17 protein-coding genes and 2 pseudogenes are annotated in these 19,591 nt (G+C 57.7%); 8 read left to right on the forward strand and 11 right to left on the reverse strand.

Annotated elements, in window-relative coordinates:
* Nucleotides 1-20 precede the first annotated feature (20 nt).
* Nucleotides 21-419, forward strand: coding sequence for a DUF1294 domain-containing protein (locus KO536_RS10235; RefSeq protein WP_219261946.1), 399 nt, complete (start codon nucleotides 21-23; stop codon nucleotides 417-419).
* Between the two features lie 3 nt (nucleotides 420-422).
* Here the strand turns inward: KO536_RS10235 and KO536_RS10240 are convergent, their stop codons facing one another.
* On the reverse strand, nucleotides 423-767 hold the full coding sequence (locus KO536_RS10240) for an MmcQ/YjbR family DNA-binding protein (protein WP_133078101.1): 345 nt from the start codon (nucleotides 765-767) through the stop codon (nucleotides 423-425).
* A gap of 5 nt (nucleotides 768-772) precedes the next feature.
* Complete coding sequence (locus KO536_RS10245; RefSeq protein WP_133078034.1) at nucleotides 773-1,681, reverse strand: LysR substrate-binding domain-containing protein; 909 nt, start codon at nucleotides 1,679-1,681, stop codon at nucleotides 773-775.
* Between the two features lie 126 nt (nucleotides 1,682-1,807).
* Between KO536_RS10245 and KO536_RS10250 the strand changes: the two genes are divergently transcribed.
* Entirely contained in the window at nucleotides 1,808-2,419 is a 612-nt protein-coding gene (locus tag KO536_RS10250) for an FMN-dependent NADH-azoreductase (protein WP_219261843.1), read from the forward strand.
* Nucleotides 2,420-2,577: 158 nt separating this feature from the next.
* Entirely contained in the window at nucleotides 2,578-3,609 is a 1,032-nt protein-coding gene (locus KO536_RS10255) for a dienelactone hydrolase family protein (protein ID WP_219261844.1), read from the forward strand.
* An 8-nt stretch (nucleotides 3,610-3,617) separates the two neighbouring features.
* Here KO536_RS10255 and KO536_RS10260 read toward each other — a convergent pair whose 3' ends face one another.
* The 3 genes from KO536_RS10260 to KO536_RS10270 form a co-directional block, all read right to left on the reverse strand.
* Nucleotides 3,618-4,805, reverse strand: coding sequence for an MFS transporter (locus tag KO536_RS10260; protein ID WP_219261947.1), 1,188 nt, complete (start codon nucleotides 4,803-4,805; stop codon nucleotides 3,618-3,620).
* 160 nt (nucleotides 4,806-4,965) lie between these two features.
* Nucleotides 4,966-6,201: a saccharopine dehydrogenase family protein gene (locus tag KO536_RS10265; RefSeq protein ID WP_133078037.1), complete on the reverse strand. Its 1,236-nt coding sequence runs from the start codon at nucleotides 6,199-6,201 to the stop codon at nucleotides 4,966-4,968.
* Between the two features lie 26 nt (nucleotides 6,202-6,227).
* Nucleotides 6,228-7,325, reverse strand: coding sequence for a carboxynorspermidine decarboxylase (locus tag KO536_RS10270; protein WP_133078038.1), 1,098 nt, complete (start codon nucleotides 7,323-7,325; stop codon nucleotides 6,228-6,230).
* 546 nt (nucleotides 7,326-7,871) lie between these two features.
* Here KO536_RS10270 and nirB point away from each other — a divergent pair.
* Complete coding sequence (gene nirB / locus KO536_RS10275; RefSeq protein WP_219261845.1) at nucleotides 7,872-10,433, forward strand: nitrite reductase large subunit NirB; 2,562 nt, start codon at nucleotides 7,872-7,874, stop codon at nucleotides 10,431-10,433.
* Nucleotides 10,433-10,795 carry a nitrite reductase small subunit NirD gene (nirD, locus tag KO536_RS10280; protein ID WP_133078040.1) on the forward strand — a complete coding sequence of 121 codons (363 nt, stop codon included), beginning with the start codon at nucleotides 10,433-10,435 and terminating at the stop codon, nucleotides 10,793-10,795. Before nirB ends, nirD begins: the two co-directional genes overlap by 1 nt.
* 163 nt (nucleotides 10,796-10,958) lie before the next feature.
* Here the strand turns inward: nirD and KO536_RS10285 are convergent, their stop codons facing one another.
* From KO536_RS10285 to KO536_RS10295, 5 genes and pseudogenes are all read right to left on the reverse strand, one after another.
* Nucleotides 10,959-12,545, reverse strand: coding sequence for an ABC-F family ATPase (locus KO536_RS10285; RefSeq protein ID WP_133078041.1), 1,587 nt, complete (start codon nucleotides 12,543-12,545; stop codon nucleotides 10,959-10,961).
* A 12-nt stretch (nucleotides 12,546-12,557) separates the two neighbouring features.
* A pseudogene (locus KO536_RS24275) lies at nucleotides 12,558-12,806 on the reverse strand (site-specific integrase); the annotation flags it as partial.
* A gap of 203 nt (nucleotides 12,807-13,009) precedes the next feature.
* On the reverse strand, nucleotides 13,010-13,333 hold the full coding sequence (locus KO536_RS10290; protein ID WP_219261846.1) for a helix-turn-helix domain-containing protein: 324 nt from the start codon (nucleotides 13,331-13,333) through the stop codon (nucleotides 13,010-13,012).
* A pseudogene (locus KO536_RS24280) lies at nucleotides 13,317-13,572 on the reverse strand (type II toxin-antitoxin system RelE/ParE family toxin). Before KO536_RS24280 ends, KO536_RS10290 begins: the two are co-directional and overlap by 17 nt.
* A gap of 548 nt (nucleotides 13,573-14,120) precedes the next feature.
* Complete coding sequence (locus KO536_RS10295) at nucleotides 14,121-14,750, reverse strand: flagellar biosynthesis protein (protein WP_219261847.1); 630 nt, start codon at nucleotides 14,748-14,750, stop codon at nucleotides 14,121-14,123.
* Between the two features lie 190 nt (nucleotides 14,751-14,940).
* Between KO536_RS10295 and KO536_RS10300 the strand changes: the two genes are divergently transcribed.
* Nucleotides 14,941-15,240: a hypothetical protein gene (locus KO536_RS10300; protein WP_219261848.1), complete on the forward strand. Its 300-nt coding sequence runs from the start codon at nucleotides 14,941-14,943 to the stop codon at nucleotides 15,238-15,240.
* A gap of 108 nt (nucleotides 15,241-15,348) precedes the next feature.
* Here KO536_RS10300 and dapA read toward each other — a convergent pair whose 3' ends face one another.
* Nucleotides 15,349-16,224 (reverse strand): 4-hydroxy-tetrahydrodipicolinate synthase, encoded by an 876-nt coding sequence (gene dapA, locus KO536_RS10305; protein ID WP_219261849.1) that lies wholly within the window; start codon nucleotides 16,222-16,224, stop codon nucleotides 15,349-15,351.
* Nucleotides 16,225-16,660: 436 nt separating this feature from the next.
* Between dapA and KO536_RS10310 the strand changes: the two genes are divergently transcribed.
* Together KO536_RS10310 and KO536_RS10315 are read left to right on the forward strand one after the other, a co-directional pair.
* Nucleotides 16,661-17,245 carry a hypothetical protein gene (locus tag KO536_RS10310; protein WP_219261850.1) on the forward strand — a complete coding sequence of 195 codons (585 nt, stop codon included), beginning with the start codon at nucleotides 16,661-16,663 and terminating at the stop codon, nucleotides 17,243-17,245.
* 242 nt (nucleotides 17,246-17,487) lie between these two features.
* On the forward strand, nucleotides 17,488-19,584 hold the full coding sequence (locus tag KO536_RS10315) for an ATP-binding cassette domain-containing protein (protein ID WP_374105701.1): 2,097 nt from the start codon (nucleotides 17,488-17,490) through the stop codon (nucleotides 19,582-19,584).
* The last annotated feature ends 7 nt before the right edge of the window (nucleotides 19,585-19,591 follow it).

Below are 19,591 nucleotides of genomic sequence, written 5' to 3' on the forward strand. Positions count from 1 at the left end.
ACCGGCGCGAGCATGCCGGTATGCGTGAGCGCCAGGGGGCGCCGATTCGCGGCTTGAAACTCAAGCTGGCGATATTGGCGCTGCTCTGTGCATTGCCACTGGGCGGTTCGGTGAATGTACTGCTCACCGGGGGCAGCCGGTTGCCCTTGCTGGCCTATGCAGTTGCCAGCGTTCTTGCGTTTGGCCTGTATTGGTACGACAAGCAGCAGGCCAGGACTGGCCAGTGGCGCACCCCGGAAAATGTGCTGCACGGGGTTGAGCTACTGGGCGGATGGCCGGGAGCCTTGGTGGCGCAACAGGTGTTTCGCCACAAAACCCGCAAGGTGTCTTACCAGGTGTTTTTCTGGCTGATCGTGGCTTTGCACCAGGTGATCTGGATTGACATTCTGTTCGTGAAAATGACCTTTGCGAACCTGTAGCGATTAAAGCAATAAGCCGATCTGACGTTTTTTTGCCAGCTTGGCGACCACCAGTTGATGGGATCGTCGCAACAGGTCTTGCAGTTCTGCAGCGCCCATCGGGTAGGGCGCTTGCATGTTGATCCAGAACGCCCGCGCCAGATACGGCGACGGGTGTATGCCCGGACGATCGACATAGCCCAGAAACAATTCTTTCTCGACCTTGAACGAGAGCCCGTCGCGGTTGAGGTTGAGCAGGGCGAACATCTTCCTCTGGTCGACATAAAACACCTGAACGCCTCCCCATTGCACCACTTCCTTGACGCCCGGCAGGCTGCGACAGAATTGGGCTACGTCATGCTGGGTCATCTGGCTCATAGCAGTTTGTCTCCACACCTTTCGAATGATTCGACCAAATGGTCGATCCAGGCCCTGACGGCAGGCATCACCCCGCGTCTGTGGGGGTAAACCGCATGCAGCCAGCCCCCTGGCAGGGTCCATGAGGGCAGGATTTGAACCAGCTGCCCGTCCAGCAGTTCCTGTTCGCAATACATCATGGGCAGTACGGTAAAGCCCAGGCCGGCCAGGGTGCAGGCTTTGCGCACGACAAAATCATCAATGCCCAGGCGCGCTTCCAGTACCAGGTTGCTGGCCTTGCCCTGTTCGTCGAGCATGCGCAGATGAACCATGCGATCAGGTTCAAGGGCACCCAGCAGCGGCACGTTTTTCAAGTCTTCCGGGGTATTGACCGGCCACTGGCGGGCAAATCCGGGGCTGGCCACCATCACGGTGCGGGCCTGGCGCAAACGCCGCGTGACCAGTAACGGGTCTTCATCGCCTTCTTCACGCACGCGCAAGGCGACATCAATGCCTTCAGTGACCAGATCGACGCGACGGTTGAGCAGGCTGACTTCCAGCTGCACAAGCGGGTAGGCCTGCAGAAACGAACTGATCACGCCGGGCATGAACTCGTGTGCCAGGCCCACAGGGCACGATACGCGCAGGCGGCCTCGCGGCTCGCTGGACATGCTGGCCACTGCCTCGTCGGCCATTTCGGCCTCAAGCAACATGGCCTGGCAGTGACGCAGGTAGCGCTCACCCACGGCCGTGAGCTTGAGTTGGCGGGTAGTACGCTGCAGCAGGCGGGCGCCAAGGCGCTCTTCAAGCTCGGCCACCCGGCGCGACAGGCGCGACTTCGGAATCCCCAGCAATCGACCCGCAGCGGCAAAGCCACCGGCTTCGACCACCTTGGCGAAGTAATACAAGTCATTGAGGTCTTGCATGACGGGCTCACTGTCCTATGGATGGGACGAACTATCGCACGATGGCTAACTTATCGTCGATTACTTTCATCGGTAGCATCTACTTCATCAGATCGCCCAGTAGCGGTCCTCATTTGGAGATCACACATGAAACTGTTGCATATCGATTCGAGCATTCTGGGCGACAACTCGGCTTCGCGTCAGTTGAGCCGTGAAGTGGTCAAGGCCTGGCAGGCTGCCGACCCTGACGTAGAGGTGAGCTATCGCGATCTGGCTGCAGAGGCCATTGAACATTTCTCGGCCGCAACCCTGGTGGCGGCGGGCACACCGGCTGAGCTGCGTGATGCGGCACAGAAACATGAAGCCCAATTGAGTGCCGATACCCTTGCGCAGTTCCTGGCCGCTGACGCGGTAGTGATTGCGGCGCCGATGTACAACTTCACCATTCCTACCCAGCTCAAGGCCTGGATCGACCGCATTGCCGTTGCCGGTCAGACCTTCCGTTACACCGAAGCTGGCCCGGAAGGCCTGTGCGGCAATAAAAAGGTGATCGTGGTGTCGACCTCGGGCGGTCTGCATGTTGGGCAGGCCACGGGCGTTGCCCATGAAGACTATTTGAAAGTGATGCTGGGCTTCATGGGCATCACCGATGTCGAGTTTGTTCGCGCCCACGGCCTAGCCTATGGCGACGAAGTTCGCACCAAGGCCATGAACGATGCCCAGGCGCACATTAACCAGGATCTGTTCAGCGCAGCGTAAGTAATCTGGACGGTTTCACCGACTAAACTCTGTACTCTGGATGTCTTCAAAGACCGGAGTACGGAGTTTTTTTGCGTTTGGCTTGGGTTATGCAGAGTGTGTGGATAGACGTCCTGCATGTCCGGTTTCAAGCTACGCGCCATTAAAGGTGAGCCTCCATGATACGTCTCAATGCGGCACTGGTTTTACTCCTGGCATGTTGCCCCGTCCTGGTGCAGGCCGAACCTGCCATGCAATGGGGCGTGGGCTTTCATCGCTTGAGTTTTCTCGACCCTCTGGACGATCAGCCCATGCGCGCTATCGCCTTTTATCCGTCCAATGAAGCCCGGGGGCTGACCAGAATGGGCGGTTATGAAGTCGAGGCGACTGAAGAAGCCAAAATTGCCATGGGCCATTACCCGCTGTTGATGTTGTCCCATGGCAACACCGGAACCCCGCTGGCCCTGCACGATCTGGCCACGTCATTGGCGCGCAAGGGGTTTGTGGTGGTGGCGGTGTTGCACCCGGGAGACAACTACAAAGACCACAGTCGCCTGGGTACCCTGAGCAACCTCTACGGACGGCCGATGCAGATATCGGCCGCCATCACTGCCACGCTGGCGGATCGCGAGCTGTCACCGTACGTGCATGACGATCAGGTGGGGGTCATCGGTTATTCGGCAGGCGGCGAAACGGCGTTGATTCTTTCCGGAGCCCAGCCTGATCTGGATCGCTTGCGCCGCTATTGCCAGGAGCGACCTGAGGACCGTGATGCCTGTACGACAAAAGGCGAGCTGATCGCCGATCGTGATGACCTTGTTCCCGTTGCCGATCCTCGGGTTCATGCACTGCTGCTGATGGCCCCCTTGAGCCTGATGTTTGGCCGGCAAACCCTGGCCGATGTGCATGTGCCGGTCCTGCTGTACAGCGGCGACAACGACAAGCTGGTGTTCCCGGACAAAAATGCCGACGCCCTTGCGCGCAAGCTGCCAGTGGAGCCTGAGTTCAAGGTGATTCCTGGTGCCGGGCATTTCGTGTTCATGGCGCCTTGCACCGACGAGCAAATGGGCGCAATGCCCGGTCTATGCACCGACGCGCAGGGGGTCGACCGCGAGGATGTGCACCGTGATCTGATTTATGAGGCGGGACGGTTTTTCAGCAAGACCCTGCAAGTCCGCCAGCGCACGGGGTTTCGCACTGCCGACCACTGATCTAGGATCTAGCCGTTTGCGCGACGCGACAGGGTCACGCTCAGCAGCAAACCCACGCAGCACATGACTGCGGCGCTGAAGAAAATCCACGGGTACCCCATGTTCAATGCGATGGCGCCCATGATCGGGCCCGCGATGGCGAGGGCCAGATCGAAAAACACTGCATAGGCACTCAACCCCGCGCCCCGGCTGGAGACCGGCACCCGCTTGACCGCCTCCACACCCAGCGCCGGGTACACCAGCGACAGGCCAAAACCGGTCAGGCCAGCGCCTGTCAGGGCATATGCCTCGGAAGGTGCCAGCCACAATAATGTCAGACCGACCGTTTCGATCGTCATGCAGACGATCGCCACGGTGTAGCCGCCAAAGCGGCTGATGCTGTTGGTGAAAATCAGGCGCGCAAGGATAAAGCACACGCCGAACACCGACAGGCAATAAGCGGCTCCGACCCAGCCGCGGTCGATGTAAAACAAGGTAATGAAGGTGGTCAGGGTGCCATAGCCAATGGATGCCAGGGTCAGGCTGATGCCGTACGGTGCGATCAGGCCGAACACCGACCAAAAGGGCAGGCGCACGCCGCTGATCACCGGAATCGAAGGTTTTTTACGAATAAGCAGCAAGGCAAACAGTGCCAGCAGTAACAGCGTCACCCCCAGGCTGAAAAACCCCAGCTGGCCGATCATCACGACACCCAGCGGGGCACCGATGGCGATTGCACCATAGGACGCAATGCCGTTCCAGCCAATCGCCCGGGCGGTGTGTTGCGACCCGACCTGAGCGATCCCCCAACTGATCGTGCCGACGCCGATCAAGCCTTGGGCAATGCCCAGGAAAATCCGTCCGGCGATCAAAATGCACAGGCTAAGCAGTGGCCAGCCTTGCAGTGCGACGGCCAGGGAGGTGAGTACGCCGCTGATGGCAATCCCGATCAGGCCATACACGATGGCGGGCTTGGTGCCGAGGCTGTCCACCAGGCGTCCGGCGAAAGGACGGCTGAGCAAGGTTGCCAGGTATTGCGAAGCAATGGTCAGGCCTGCGATTACGGCACTGAAACCCAGTTGGTCGTGGACATAACCGGGCAATACGGCTATCGGCAAGCCGATGCAAATAAACGCGATGAAGGTGTAGAACACGATCGAAAGGATTTGCAGCGTGACCGACAGGGAACTCTCGACGTGGGGTTGTTGCGCAGGCATAGACGGTGAATCCGGCTGACGGTCATAGACCCGCATCATGGCTCGGCTTCAGAAGAAATGAAAGCAGGCTAACTATATTATCAGGAAGCAAAAAGCCAATGCCCCGACACGTCGGGGCGTTGGCTAAAGCGTGAAACACACATTACCTGTCAATCAGGCTTCAGTTCCAGGGACGATCGCCGTTCTCATCCTTGATACGAGTTGGCAGGCCCATCACGTCCAGCGCCTTGAGGAACGGCTCTGCTGGCAGTTCTTCGACGTTGACCATGCGTTTTACGTCCCACTCGCCGCGAGCGACCAGCAAGGCTGCTGCTACCGGAGGTACACCGGCGGTATAGGAAATGCCCTGGCTGTCAGTCTCGGCAAAGGCGTCCTCGTGGTCGGCGACGTTGTAGATGAACACCTCGCGCGGCTGACCATCCTTGGTGCCCTTGACCAGATCACCGATGCAGGTCTTGCCCGTGTAGCCGGGAGCAAGCGAGCTCGGATCAGGCAGCACGGCCTTGACCAGTTTGAGTGGCACGACTTCCAGGCCTTCAGCGGTCTTGACCGGCTGTTCGGAGAGAAGGCCCAGGTTCTTGAGCACCGTGAACACATTGATGTAGTGCTCGCCGAAACTCATCCAGAAACGCACGTTTGGCACGTCGAGGTTCTTCGACAGGGAATGAACCTCGTCATGACCGGTCAGGTACAGGTTCTGCTCGCCCACGACCGGCAGATCGTCGGTACGCTTGACTTCGAACATGCTATTGCTGGTCCACTGGCTGTTCTGCCAGCTCCAGACCTGCCCGGTGAACTCGCGGAAGTTGATTTCCGGGTCGAAGTTGGTGGCGAAATACTTGCCGTGGGAACCGGCATTGACGTCGAGAATATCGATCGAATCAATGCGGTCGAAATACTGTTGCTGCGCCAGAGCTGCATAAGCGTTGACCACACCCGGGTCGAAGCCTACGCCGAGGATGGCGGTGATGTTTTTCGCTTTGCACTCCTCGATGTGGTTCCACTCGTAGTTGCCATACCAGGGCGGCGTTTCGCAGACCTTGCCCGGCTCTTCGTGAATGGCGGTGTCGAGATAGGCCACGCCGGTATCGATGCAGGCACGCAGCACCGACATGTTGAGGAAGGCAGAGCCGACGTTGATGACGATCTGCGATTCGGTTTCCAGAATCAGCGCCTTGGTCGCTTCGACATCCAGAGCGTTCAGCGAGAAGGCTTTGATGTCGGCGGGCTGCTTGAGGCTACCCTTGGCGATGACGCTGTCGATGATGGCCTGGCATTTGGAGATGTTGCGCGACGCGATAGCGATACGACCAAGTTCATCGTTGTGCTGCGCGCACTTGTGGGCCACCACCTTGGCGACACCTCCTGCACCAATGATAAGAACGTTTTTCTTCAATTTGTTTAAATCTCCCTTCTGCCAGATTACGAGAGGCTGGACAGGTAGTCGTTGAAATCAAACTCGCGAACCACTTCGACTGTACCGTCGAGTTGTTTCACTACGATGGACGGCATTTTCAGACCGTTGAACCAGTTTTTCTTGACCATGGTGTAACCCGCTGCGTCGATAAACGACAGCCGATCGCCGATGGCCAGCGGACGATCAAATGGATACTCGCCGAAAATGTCTCCGGCTAGGCATGACTTGCCGCACACCATATAGGTGTGTTCACCCTCGCTTGGGGCCAGCTTGGCGTTCAGGCGATAGATCAGCAGATCGAGCATGTGGGCTTCGATGGAGCTGTCTACGACCGCCAGGTGCTTGCCGTTGTAGAGTGTGTCGAGCACGGTCACTTCCAGCGAGGCGCTCTGGGTGATGGCAGCTTCACCAGGTTCCAGATAGACCTGCACGCCGTACTTTTGCGAGAAGGCCTTGAGGCGCGCGCAGAAAGCATCCAGTGCATAGTCGTCACCGGTGAAGTGGATACCGCCACCCAGGCTGACCCATTCAACCTTGTGCAGCAGATCGCCGAAGCGTTCTTCGATGGTGCACAGCATCTTGTCGAACAGGCCGAAGTCACCGTTCTCGCAGTTGTTGTGGAACATGAAGCCCGAGATCTGGTCGATGACCTGCTCGATCTTCACCGGGTCCCATTCGCCCAGGCGGCTGAACGGACGAGCGGGGTCGGCCAACAGGTAGTCGGAGCTGCTCACCTGCGGGTTGACCCGCAGACCGCGCACTTTGCCGGCAGAGGCCTGGGCATAGCGCTGCAACTGGCCGATGGAGTTGAAGATGATCTTGTCGCTGTTCTCGAGCATCTCTTCGATTTCGTCGTCGGCCCAGGCCACGCTGTAGGCGTGGGTCTCGCCGGCGAACTTCTGTCGACCGAGCTTGAGTTCATACAACGACGACGACGTGGTGCCGTCCATGTACTGCTGCATCAGGTCGAACACCGACCAGGTGGCGAAGCACTTGAGTGCCAGCAGGGCCTTGGCCCCGGACTGCTCGCGTACGTAGGCGATCTTCTGCATGTTCGCCAGCAGCTTTTGTTTATCAATCAGGTAGTACGGTGTTTTGATCATTTCGAGGCGCCTGCGGCATGGCCAGCCAAAAAAGGATGCGCATTGTGCCTTCACTGACCGCAGATCGAAAGAGCAGAACGCCAAGTTTGATCGGCGCGAGGAGCGTAACGCCCGGCCCGCAGCGAAGATAATGCAATAAACATCGTGCTCATGGCGCATGTGCTGGCTCGATTGGCGCCCGTTCATCGCCATGAAAAATTGCACGTTTCCATCGCGCTCGAACGCTGGAGCGCACCAGTTAGAGGCAAAACTGTCGCTGCTCAGTGATCGTTGTGCCTTAAAACTGTGTTGTTACAAGGCCCATCCCGGTCTGGCACAAAGACTGCAAGTCCTGATTCAGGTCCACCGGCGAGGCATTAGAGTGGACAGCCCCCTCGGTCAACGACGATCGACAGGCCGCACAGGTCATGGGCAACAGCGGTGGGTCAGGCGAAGCAGCCCGATTTAACCCCGCATAAGAACAGGCAAAGACGCCTGGAACCGTAAGGTTTCAGGCGTTTTTTTTTGCTTTTTAATAACTGTGATGGGCTTTGGCGGGTGCTTTATATGAACTCCAATGTTGCCGTGTTGAACAACGTGAAAACCCTGGTCGTAGTGGGCAATGGCATGGTCGGACATCATTGTGTCGAGCAGTTGATCGCGCGTGGCGCGCTGGATCACTACCGACTGCATGTGTTCAGCGAGGAGCCCATGCGGGCCTATGACCGGGTGCACCTTTCTGAATACTTCACCGGTCGCGATGCCGAGTCGCTGGCACTGTCAGAGGAGTCGCTCTACCAGACGCCCGGTGTCACGTTGCACTTGGGTGTCCCCGTACTGGAAATCGATCGCGCCCGGTGTGAGGTGATCACTGCGCAATGCAGCGTGCCGTACGACAAATTGGTGCTGGCCACCGGGTCTTATCCCTTTGTGCCGCCGATTGAAGGGGCGGAGGGGGATTCACGCCTGGTGTATCGAACCCTTGAAGACCTCGACGCCATACGGGCTGCGGCAATCAATGCCCGACGTGGCGTGGTGGTGGGCGGTGGTTTGCTGGGCCTTGAGGCGGCCAACGCGCTCAAAAGCCTTGGCCTGGAAGCCCATGTTGTCGAATTCGCACCGCGCCTGATGCCGGTGCAACTGGATGACTTCGGCGGCCTGGCACTCAAGACGCAAATCGAACGGCTGGGGGTCGGCGTCCACCTGTCGCGCGCCACCCAGTCGATCAGCGCTGGCGAGCAGTATCGCTATCGCATGAACTTCGCCAATGACGAGTTCCTTGAAACCGACCTGATTGTCTTCTCGGCCGGTATCCGCGCCCAGGATGGCCTGGCCCGTCAGGCAGCTTTGGAGATAGGCCCGCGCGGCGGTGTGGTGATCAACGACGAATGCTTGAGCAGTGATCCGAACATCTATGCCATCGGCGAGTGCGCTTCCTGGAACGGCAGCGTGTTCGGCCTGGTCGCGCCGGGTTACCAGATGGCCCGGGGGGTGGCGGCCGTGTTGTGTGATCAGGCCGCTGAGCCGTTTATCGGCGCGGACATGTCGACCAAACTCAAACTGCTGGGCGTAGACGTCGGTTCCATTGGCGACGCCCACGGCCATATGCCGGGTTCGCGCAGCTATCAGTTTATCGACGAGGCCACGGCCAGTTATCGGCGCCTGGTGGTCGACGCCACGGGCAAGCATGTGATCGGTGCCGTACTGGTCGGCGACAACAGCTACTACGACACCTTGCTGCAATACATGCAAAACAGCATTGCCTTGCCAGCGGAACCTGCCAGCCTGATCTTGCCGTCGTCCACCGGTGCACCCACCCTGGGGCCGGGTTCACTGCCGGAATCGGCGACGGTCTGTTCTTGCCACAACGTCACCAAAGGTGCCATCTGTTCTGCCATTGACGGCGGCTGCGGCGACCTCGGCATGCTCAAGGCGCAGACCAAGGCCTGTACTGGCTGCGGTGGTTGCGCCGGTTTACTCAAGCAAGTATTCGAGCACGAGCTGATTGCCCGGGGTGTGGCTGTCGACAAGAGCCTGTGCGAACACTTCGCCTATACCCGTCAGGAACTTTACGCTCTGGTTCGCGTAGAAGGCGTGACCACCTTTGAAGAGTTGCTGGCCAGCCATGGCCGTGGCCACACCGGTTGCGATGTCTGCAAGCCGGCCGTGGGGTCGATACTCGCGTCGTGCTGGAACCAGCCGATCATGGATGCCTCGCTGGTGCCGCTGCAGGACACCAATGACACATTCATGGCCAATATGCAGAAAAACGGCACTTACTCCGTAGTACCGCGCATCCCCGGTGGCGAGATCACGGCCGACAAGCTGATCGCAATTGGCGTGGTGGCGAAGAAGTACGACCTGTACACCAAAATCACCGGTGGCCAGCGTATCGATCTGTTTGGCGCCCAGTTGCATGAGTTGCCGGACATCTGGAGTGAGCTGATCGAGGCCGGTTTTGAAACAGGACACGCCTACGGCAAATCGACCCGTACGGTTAAATCCTGTGTCGGCAGTACCTGGTGCCGCTACGGTGTACAAGACAGCGTGAAAATGGCCCTGTTGATCGAAGATCGCTACAAGGGACTGCGCTCGCCGCACAAGCTCAAGTTCGCCGTCTCCGGATGCACCCGCGAGTGCGCCGAAGCGCAAAGCAAAGATGTTGGCGTGATCGCTACCGAAAAAGGCTGGAACCTGTATATCGCCGGTAACGGCGGCATGCGTCCTCGTCACGCCGAACTGTTCGCCACCGATCTGGATGACGACACGCTGATTCGCTACATCGACCGCTTCCTGATGTTCTACATCCGCACGGCTGACAAGCTGCAACGCACTTCGGTGTGGCGCGAAAGCCTGGAGGGTGGCCTGGACTACCTCAAAGCCGTGATCCTCGACGACAGTCTGGGCCTGGGTGCCGAACTTGAGTCCCAGATGCAGCTGGTGGTCGATCGCTATGAATGCGAATGGGCCAACACCCTCAAAGACCCTGAAAAGCTCAAGCGCTTTCGCACCTTTGTCAACGACAAGCGTGCAGACCCCGATATCCATTTTGTCCAGGAGCGCGGCCAGCGTCGTCCGATCATGGCTGCCGAACTTAACCTTATTCCTGTTATCGAGGAGATTGCGTGATGAGCCAGTCGAATACCCGGCAAAACCTGGCCACCTGGAAAACGGTGTGCAATGAGCAAGACCTGGTGACCAACTCCGGGGTGGTGGTCTGGTTTGAAGGGGCGCAGGTGGCGCTTTTTTACCTGCCTCAACACGAGGGCAAATCCCTCTACGCCATTGACAACCATGACCCGCAATCCGGGGCTAATGTCATCGGCCGCGGTCTGATTGGCACGATCAAGGGTGAGCTGGTGGTGGCGTCGCCGATCTACAAACAGCATTACCGACTGGAGGACGGCCATTGCCTGGAGTCGCCGCAACAGCGCTTGCGTGTGTGGCCCGCACGCTTGAGCGATGGCCAGGTGGAGCTTTGCGTGGGTTGATAGTGCGGGGGGGCAGGCCTGGCGTGTCACAGGGTCCACCAGGTGCGGTATTTTCAGGTGCCAGAAACGCCAATGCCCCGACGAGTCGGGGCATTGGTCTTGGGGCCTGCTCAGGTTGCGCTGTTACACAACCAGGGCAGGGGGCCGTTCGCGGTGTCTCAAATCAGAACACAACGCCCTGGCTACGCAGGTAGTCATCGTATGTACCGCTGAAGTCGATCACGCCGCTTGGGCTCAACTCGATGATACGAGTGGCCAGGGAGGATACGAACTCACGGTCATGGCTGACGAATACCAGGGTGCCCGGGTAGTTCTCGAGTGCCAGGTTCAGCGCCTCGATGGATTCCATGTCCAAGTGGTTGGTCGGTTCGTCCATGATCAGCACGTTGGCTTTTTGCAGGATCAGCTTGCCGAACAGCATGCGACCTTGCTCACCACCGGAAATCACCTTGACCGACTTGAGGATGTCATCGTTGGAGAACAGCATGCGGCCCAAGGTGCCACGTACCATTTGCTCGCCTTGAGTCCACTGGCCCATCCAGTCGAACAGGGTCATGTCGTCTTCGAAGTCGTGGGCATGGTCCTGGGCGTAGTAGCCCAGCTCAGCGGCATCCGTCCACTTCACAGTACCGGCATCCGGGGTCAGTTCGTTGACCAGGGTGCGCAGCAGGGTGGTTTTACCGATACCGTTCGGACCAATGATCGCGACGCGCTCGCCGGCTTCAACGGTGAAGCTGAAGTCCTTGAACAGGATCTTGCCATCAAAGCCTTTGGCCATTTGCTCGACAATGACTGCCTGACGGTGCAGCTTTTTGTTCTGTTCAAAGCGAATGAACGGGCTGACACGGCTCGAAGGCTTGACCTCGGCCAGGGTGATCTTGTCGATCGCCTTGGCGCGGGAGCTGGCCTGCTTGGATTTCGAGGCGTTGGCCGAGAAGCGGCTGACGAACGCTTGCAGTTCGTTGATCTGGGCCTTTTTCTTGGCGTTTTCAGACAGCAGCTGTTCGCGCGACTGGGTAGCGACGGTCATGTACTCGTCATAGTTGCCCGGGAACAGACGCAGTTCGCCGTAGTCCAGGTCAGCCATGTGGGTGCAGACACTGTTCAGGAAGTGCCTGTCGTGAGAGATGATGATCATCAGGCTGTTACGCTGGGTCAGAATGTTTTCCAGCCAGCGGATGGTGTTGATATCCAGGTGGTTGGTCGGTTCGTCGAGCAGCAGGACTTCAGGGTCCGAGAACAGCGCCTGAGCCAGCAGAACACGCAGCTTCCAGCCCGGCGATACTTCGCTCATCGGACCGTTGTGCTGTTCGATGCCAATACCCAGGCCCAGCAGCAACTCGCCAGCACGGGATTCGGCGGTATAACCGTCCATTTCTGCGAACTCGGTTTCGAGTTCGGCAACGGCCATGCCGTCATCTTCAGTCATTTCTGGCAGCGAGTAGATGCGGTCGCGTTCGGCCTTGACCTTCCACAGCTCTTCGTGACCCATGATCACGGTATCGATGACGGTGAATTCTTCGTAAGCGAACTGGTCCTGGCGCAATTTACCCAGACGCACGTTCGGCTCCAGCATGACCTGGCCGCCAGACGGCTCAAGATCATCACCGAGGATTTTCATGAAGGTGGACTTGCCGCAACCGTTGGCGCCGATCAGGCCATAACGGTTACCTGCACCAAATTTTACTGAAACGTTCTCGAATAGCGGCTTTGCGCCGAACTGCATCGTGATATTTGCTGTGGAGATCAAAGGGGTTACCTATCAAGGGGTTACGCGGTGTGCTTTTGTCGCTTGGGCCAATCCTGGGCCATTCAAGAGCTTTTCCATCTCATCCCAATCACCGCTAGAGTTCAGCCAGCGCGCATAAGTAGAGAGCAACATTTGGACGCTATGGCCAAGTTGCTGAGCAATAAAGGCGGGATTCATGCCGGACATTAAGCATATTGTCGCATAGGTGTGACGACAGTTATATGGCGGGCAGTATCGTATCCCCAGCTTTTCTAGGGGCGGGCGCCTTCGGCAATGGCCCTGTAAATATGGTTTTTGCGTTTTTCCAGATCAACGGCATTCTGGTGCAGGGCAATCGACTCTTGTAAACGCAGCCCTGCTTTAGCACTTTGTGTACCTTGCCCTGAAGGAGCGCAGCATCAAAAAACCGACCATTGAGGCGGTTTATTGTTCTTGATCATTGGCATCTGCGCCAGATCGCGAGCTTACAACTCCAACTGATCCGCATTGATCCCAAAAGCCGCCGCGATTTTCTCGCGGGTCGCCTTACGTGGTTTCGAGACGGTTTCTTGCTGGGCGTAAGCTGGTTGGGAAATTCCCAAACGCTTGGCCACTTCCTCCTGGGTCAGGTCCAGGTATTCACGCCATGCGCGAATAGGGGTGGCACCCTCCACGATGCGGCTGACAACGTCATGTGGGATGACATCGCTGTCAGGGTGCTGCGCAACGTATTGCGCGTAAGGGATGACGACGAACGCGGGCTTGCCGTCAGGTCCGTTGATGATTTGTATGTCAGTAGGTGCGTTCATCGCGTTTTTTTACCTCTTGAATGCTGACCACTTTAATCGTGCCGTCCCAGTCGAACAGGACTCGGTAGTTGCCCCACCCGCAGGCGGTATCCGAAGTCGTGGTCAGTCAGTGACTTGATATTTACCACGTCGGGGATGTCCTTGAGTCCGGACACCGCATCACGAATTTGAACCTGATGCCGGGAGTGCAGTTTCAGGAGCTGCTTAACAGCTTTCCGAGTCCAGTTGATCGTGTTCATAAAGATAAATATAAGTCTTTTATAAGTATTAAGGCAGTGCTTGCCTATATTTTACGTAGCTTCAACCCTCAAGCTTTTCTCAATATTGCGGCGCGGGGAGTTTAACGGCTTTCCCGTCAGGAGAACGGAAGCGCGCAAGGGGCTGTAAGGGCATAGGGGATATGAAGAAGGGGTCTTGGACGCGAGCGAAGGCCCTTGGTAAAAAGAGCGTGTTCGTAGAGCGTATTTCAGGAGTTTACTTTGAGAACGTGTAGCGAGCAGGAGTCCCGGATTGCTTGTTGGGACCCGCCCTTGGTAATGGGCAGTGATCAATGGGCTTCAGCATTGAGCTTCGAGTTAATCTACTCCCTGCCAATCTAGGCCAATGACTCAAGGTTTTGGTTCATTGATCACATCTATTCAGGCTGCCCGACGGCTCAAAGCGCGGGCAGTTCGAGCGCCGGGAGGAGCCGCACCCATGCTGCGGTCATCCCTGTATCCATCAGACTGGAGGCCGTCCATTTCAAGCGAAGTGGACGGCCTCTGACGTGTTGTGCTCGACACATCGCTCAAAGCTGCTTGAGGGTCTCCTGGGTTATGGCTTCAAGGCCGGCTTCGGTAATGTGCTTCCAGTCGTTATCCGTGGCCACTTTCACCTTCTCGCTGACCAGGGTTTTCAGGGACAGCTCAGGTGCGCCTGCGGTTTTTATCTGCAACAACGACTTGTTGCGCAGCACCTTATCGAGCACGCCTTCAGCCGTATACCATGACCAGAACTCAATGATGTTGACCTTCACTTCACTGACATCCGGGGCTGCGCGAGTGCTGACCACTTCATAGCCTGCCTGCCGGTAAGCGCTGGCAACAGCATCGCCCACCAGTTCTGAAACCGTATGCCCTTCAGGCAGTAGCACGTCGCCAATGGCCATGTTGTAGTTATTGCGTTTGCGCGCAATCGCCCGCGCAGTAATCGACGTGTCGTCGACCTCGTCATATTTCAGTGAAGGTATGTCGAAGCTGGAAGGCTTGATCTGAAAAACGCGACTGTCCACGGCGCTGATGTATACCTTCTTGCCATTGCTGGGGGCAGGGGTCTGTGTATTGCCAGGTGGCAAGACATTCACGCTCACTTCTGCCCTGTTAGTGGCGCATCCTGCCAGCAGCACCAATGCCATAACCGCCAAAACTCTGCGAACCATCTTTATTACTCCCTTTCCATAGTGCGCCTTCACAGGCTTGACCCAAAAATGGCCAAAAAAGAGTGTAGAAGACAAATCGCAGCTCAATTGCGCGTGTACGGACATTGAAGACACCGTGTGCAGTGGCGTGTTTTATTCAAGTAAGGTATCGCTTTGGTTTGGGCGCTTGGTCTGTCAGGGAGTTACTTGAATGAAACACATACTGTTGGGGGTTGTTCTGGCATCTGTTGCCGCCGTTGCGCAGGCCGGGATTCCTTTGGTTAACGCAACCTGTCCTGGAGGCTTTGAGGTCCATGCGGATCGTGGCGGCCCCATTTATATCAACGGCAAAGAGGCCAGGCTGAAGAAGTTCAGTGAAACCTATTTCGAGGCCAAGGGCAGCGGTATCACGATCTCATTGATGATCAATCCAGACGGCTCGGCGAGTGTTTCGTATACAGGCAAGGCCAGAGCCAATGGGATATGCCAGGTAAAAGGGCAGGACACCTGACAAGTACCCCTCTTCAGGTTTTGGTGGAGCTCAGTGGGATAAATCAAATGAACCCCTGAAGACCGCCCATGTGCCGGGCGGCCATAACTGGGTCTGGGTCGTTGGCAATCAACAGTCGATGTTTTTCAGCCCGTTCACTACGCCCTGCAAACGCAGCTTCATGGCTTCACTGCTGCGTTGCATCGGCGCTCGCAATTCGTCATGGATCAGGCCTGCAAGCGCCAGGGCGGCTTTCACCGGAGCAGGATTGGGTTCGATGAACAGGCTGTGAATCAACGGTACCAATCGCAGGAACGTCGCACGACCCTCGGCCAGCTGGTTGTCGCGAATTTGCTGATACAGCGCCACGAACAGCTCGGGATGAATGTGTGCCGAGGCGGCAATTGCGCCGGATGCCCCGAGGCACAATGCACTGAATATCTGGTTGTCTTCGCCGCACAACACATCCACTTTTTGACTGGCCAGCAACGCCAGTGTGTTGGCCTGATTGCCGCCGCAATCCTTGATAGCGACAATCCGCTCATGCTCGACAATGTTGAGTAAGGTCGCTTGTTCGAAGGTCACGCCGGTGCGATACGGGATGTCATAGAGAATGATCGGAACGCTTGATGCATCGGCGACGGTGTTGAAAAACCCTTCGAGCCCCGCTTGGGACGGGCGGATGTAGTACGGCGGCGGAACCAGCAAGCCTGCCACCGGGCGCTTGAGGATTTCACTCTGAAAGTGCAGCAGTTCGGTCAAATTATTACCGGCCAGCCCCATGACCACCTGCGGTCCTGGTACCTGTTCCAGCACCGCATCCAGCACATCCAACTGCTCACGTTTGCTCAGCGCCGCTGCTTCGCCGGTGGTGCCGCAGACCACAATACCGTCGATGCCACTTTCGAGCAGATGGCTGACCAGCCGCCGTAGTGCGACAAAGTCGATCGCGCCGTTATGGAAAGGTGTAACGAGTGGAACCCAGATCCCTTGAAACGATGACATGTACTGACTCCTGAAGGTTGACCGATTGAGTCACCGCCAGAAGTGCAGAAGGGAAGAAAGCAAGGGAGGAAGTCCGTAGCGCTCATGTCCTGTCAGCCCATCTGACGGGACAGCGCGCCCCGGTCAAATGAGCGACTGTTTCTTGAATTTGGAGGCGATGCAGGCACGACCCGACGCATCGGCATGTAAACCGATATCGCGCAGCATAAGGTCGGTGATTAGCAACATCAGAGGGATCGCCTTCAATCAATGACCCCTTTTTTAGAAGTTTGCCGCGCAGATGTCAACTGGCCATTGGGCCTTGGACTGAAAAGGGCGGGACGCTCGCAGCAAGGCAGTTGATCGACATTCATCGCGTAGCGCCCGTAAGCTAAGACGGGGTCTGGGGCCCGGACTTGAACGGGATAGTTATCCTCAACGTGAAACAGGGAGTTACATGGGCTTTTTATATCGGCTGTTTGGTGGACGCTTCACCATGCCTCCACCCGAAGAAACCAACCTCAGCGCTTCAAAAATCATGAAAGAACTTCGACCGGAGGGGCACGATCCTGCCCGGAAAAAAGCACTTGAGGCTTTTGCCAATGAGCTGGTAGCCCTCGTTCCACAAAAGGAAGGGTCCAGGCTTGTGCGGCGTGTGATGCGTCGATACGCGATGGGAGATGACGCACCCGGCGCCCTCACAGAGGGGCTGTTGAATGACGTCAAAGGACAAAAACTTGAAGCCCTCGTTCTGCTTAGCGTGGACTGGAAGGGTTATGACGTGTTCGAGTATCAAGCGCCCTTTCTGGTAAGCGCCAGTGGCTTGAAAGAACCCTACGTCTATGTCCATGAAGGCGCCTCATCCATGCCTGAGGTTCTCGGCAACCTTGACCAGTGGTTGGCCCGGTTGGGTAAACGTTATCTTCACCTGGACTCGGGAGGGGACAATTACGACGGTTTCATTGTTGATGCTGATCGGGTACCCGGGATTATCGAGTTGGCGGGGCGTGCGGGGATAAAAGTCAGCCTTGAGAATTTTTAGAGGCTTCGCATCTTGATGATGGGAGAGGGGCTGATATTGGCCTAAGCTAATTCCAAAATAGTATTTATTTCTAGTTTTTAAGATCGTTTAGCTTTATGCCTCTGCAAGGCGCCGCCCTCAACTGCGGCGCTTTTTTTTGCATCAGGCTTACCGTATTCGGAGCATGGCCTGGGGCGCAGCCCTTATTCCCACTCTGGAGCGAGCAGCACGCCGCCTCCAGGGAGCGCTTGCTCGGAGCTACTGTGACACTGACTCAAACCGCTTCATCAGCAGCCCGGATCGAGCCTTCTCAATGGCTCGCCCATCCCGCCAGCCATCCCGAAAGGGAGGGTGACGTCGTCCTCGAATTGCGAAACGTCACCAAAACCTATCAGCGCAAGAATGCCTCGACGTTGCCTGCCGTCAGCGATGTGAGCCTGAAGGTGCGTCGTGGTGAGGTGCTGTGCCTGATGGGAACATCCGGCAGTGGCAAATCAACGCTGCTGCGCCACATCAATCGCCTGATCGAGCCCTCGAGTGGCGAAGTCCTGATCGAAGGCCAGGCCATCAGCGGCTTGAGTCCCGAGGCTTTGCGCGAGTTGAGGGGCCAGCGCATCGGGATGGTGTTTCAGCATTTTGGCCTGCTGCCCCATCGCACGGTGCTGGACAATGTCGCGTTGCCCCTTGAGTTGCGCGGCGAACCCGAGCCGATTCGCTATGCGGCGGCCACGCTGCAGTTGCAGGCGGTTGGGCTGCAAGGGTGGGGCGATCATTATCCCCATGAGCTTTCCGGTGGCATGCAGCAACGGGTCGGGCTGGCACGGGCATTGGTGACTGACCCCGACATCTTGCTGATGGACGAGCCATTCAGCGCACTTGATCCGACCATCCGCCGGGATCTGCAAACTCATTTTTTGGCCCTGGTGCGTGAACGCGGAATCAGCACATTGCTGGTCACCCACGACCCGGCGGAAGCCATACGTCTTGCCGATCGGATTGCCGTGCTGCGCCGCGGTCGCCTGGTGCAGCTGGGCACACCCCAGGAGTTGCTGGAGCATCCGGTTGACGCTGAAGTGGCGGATTTTTTCCGGGACTGCACCCCAACCCCGTCAGTGCTGCGAAGCGTTGAAAACGTTCCCGTCCCGGCTGCTGAAGGTGCTCCCCGCGAGCAAACGTCCAACCCTGGGTTGAGTGGCTGGCAATCCGTATTGCTGGGCCCCGCTGCCCTGGCCGCACAGGGCAAGGGCGGTGCCTTCTGGCTTACGTTCGTTGCAGAGCTCGCCGCCTTGGCTTTGGTGGGGCAAAACATTGCCAGCGGTTCGTGGCTGGCGATTCTGGCGGCCGTGGCGCTGTTTGGCGTCAGTCGCTATGCAGCGTTCTCGTTGAGCCGCCATCCCGTGCGCAGCAACGCATCGGGTTGGGCGCTGCCTTTGGTGGTATTGCTGGCCAGTCAGGCATTGGTGATCTGGCGTGTCATCACGCCAGACACGACTAATGTGCTGCTGCAGTTCCCGAGCAATCGCCAGGCGCTGTTGCTGACAGCGCAGAGCATCGATGACTTCATTGGCTGGTCCCAGGTGACGTTCGAGAGCGCATTCGTGGGTGTGATCGTTGCGGTCAGGACCGTCATCGAAGGCATCGAAAGCCTGCTGGGCTGGCTGCCGTGGCCGGTTTCGGCGCTGGCGCTGGTGTTTCTGGCGTGGCGCTCGGCGGGCTTGGCGTTGGCACTGACCAGTGGGGCTGCGTTGCTGTACATCGGCCTGTTCGGCTTTTGGGAGCGCACCATCGCCACTCTGGCGCTGGTGGGGTCTTCCGTGTTGATTGCCCTGGTCATTGGTGTACCCACCGGCATTCTGCTTGCCAAACGACCGCTGATACGCAAGGTGATCACGCCCTTGCTGGATGTGATGCAAACCCTGCCAACGTTTGTGTATTTGATCCCTGCCGTGGCGTTCTTTTCGGTCGGCAAGACGCCGGCGGTAATCGCAACGGTGATTTTTGCGCTGGCGCCGATGATTCGCCTGACCTCCCTGGGGATTCAGCAAGTTCCCAAGGATGCCGTCGAGGCTGCGGTCGCCCACGGGGCCAGTCCCTGGCAAACCCTGACCAAGGTGCAACTGCCTCTGGCTCGAAGGTCGCTGTTGCTTGGGGTCAATCAAACCATCGTCATGAGTTTGTCGATGGTCGTCGTGGCGGCACTGATCGGCGCTGGCGGCCTGGGCTATGACGTCATGACGGCGTTGCGCAATATCAAGGGTGGCGAGGGCGTGCTGGCGGGCGTGGCGATCGTTCTGTGCGCGCTGATCCCTGATCGAATCATTCAATCGAGCTTGCGCAAGCAAGATCATCTGCACACCTGAACAGTGA

Source organism: Pseudomonas sp. NKUCC02_KPG, from assembly GCF_019345465.1.
In the GTDB taxonomy this organism is placed as follows: domain Bacteria; phylum Pseudomonadota; class Gammaproteobacteria; order Pseudomonadales; family Pseudomonadaceae; genus Aquipseudomonas.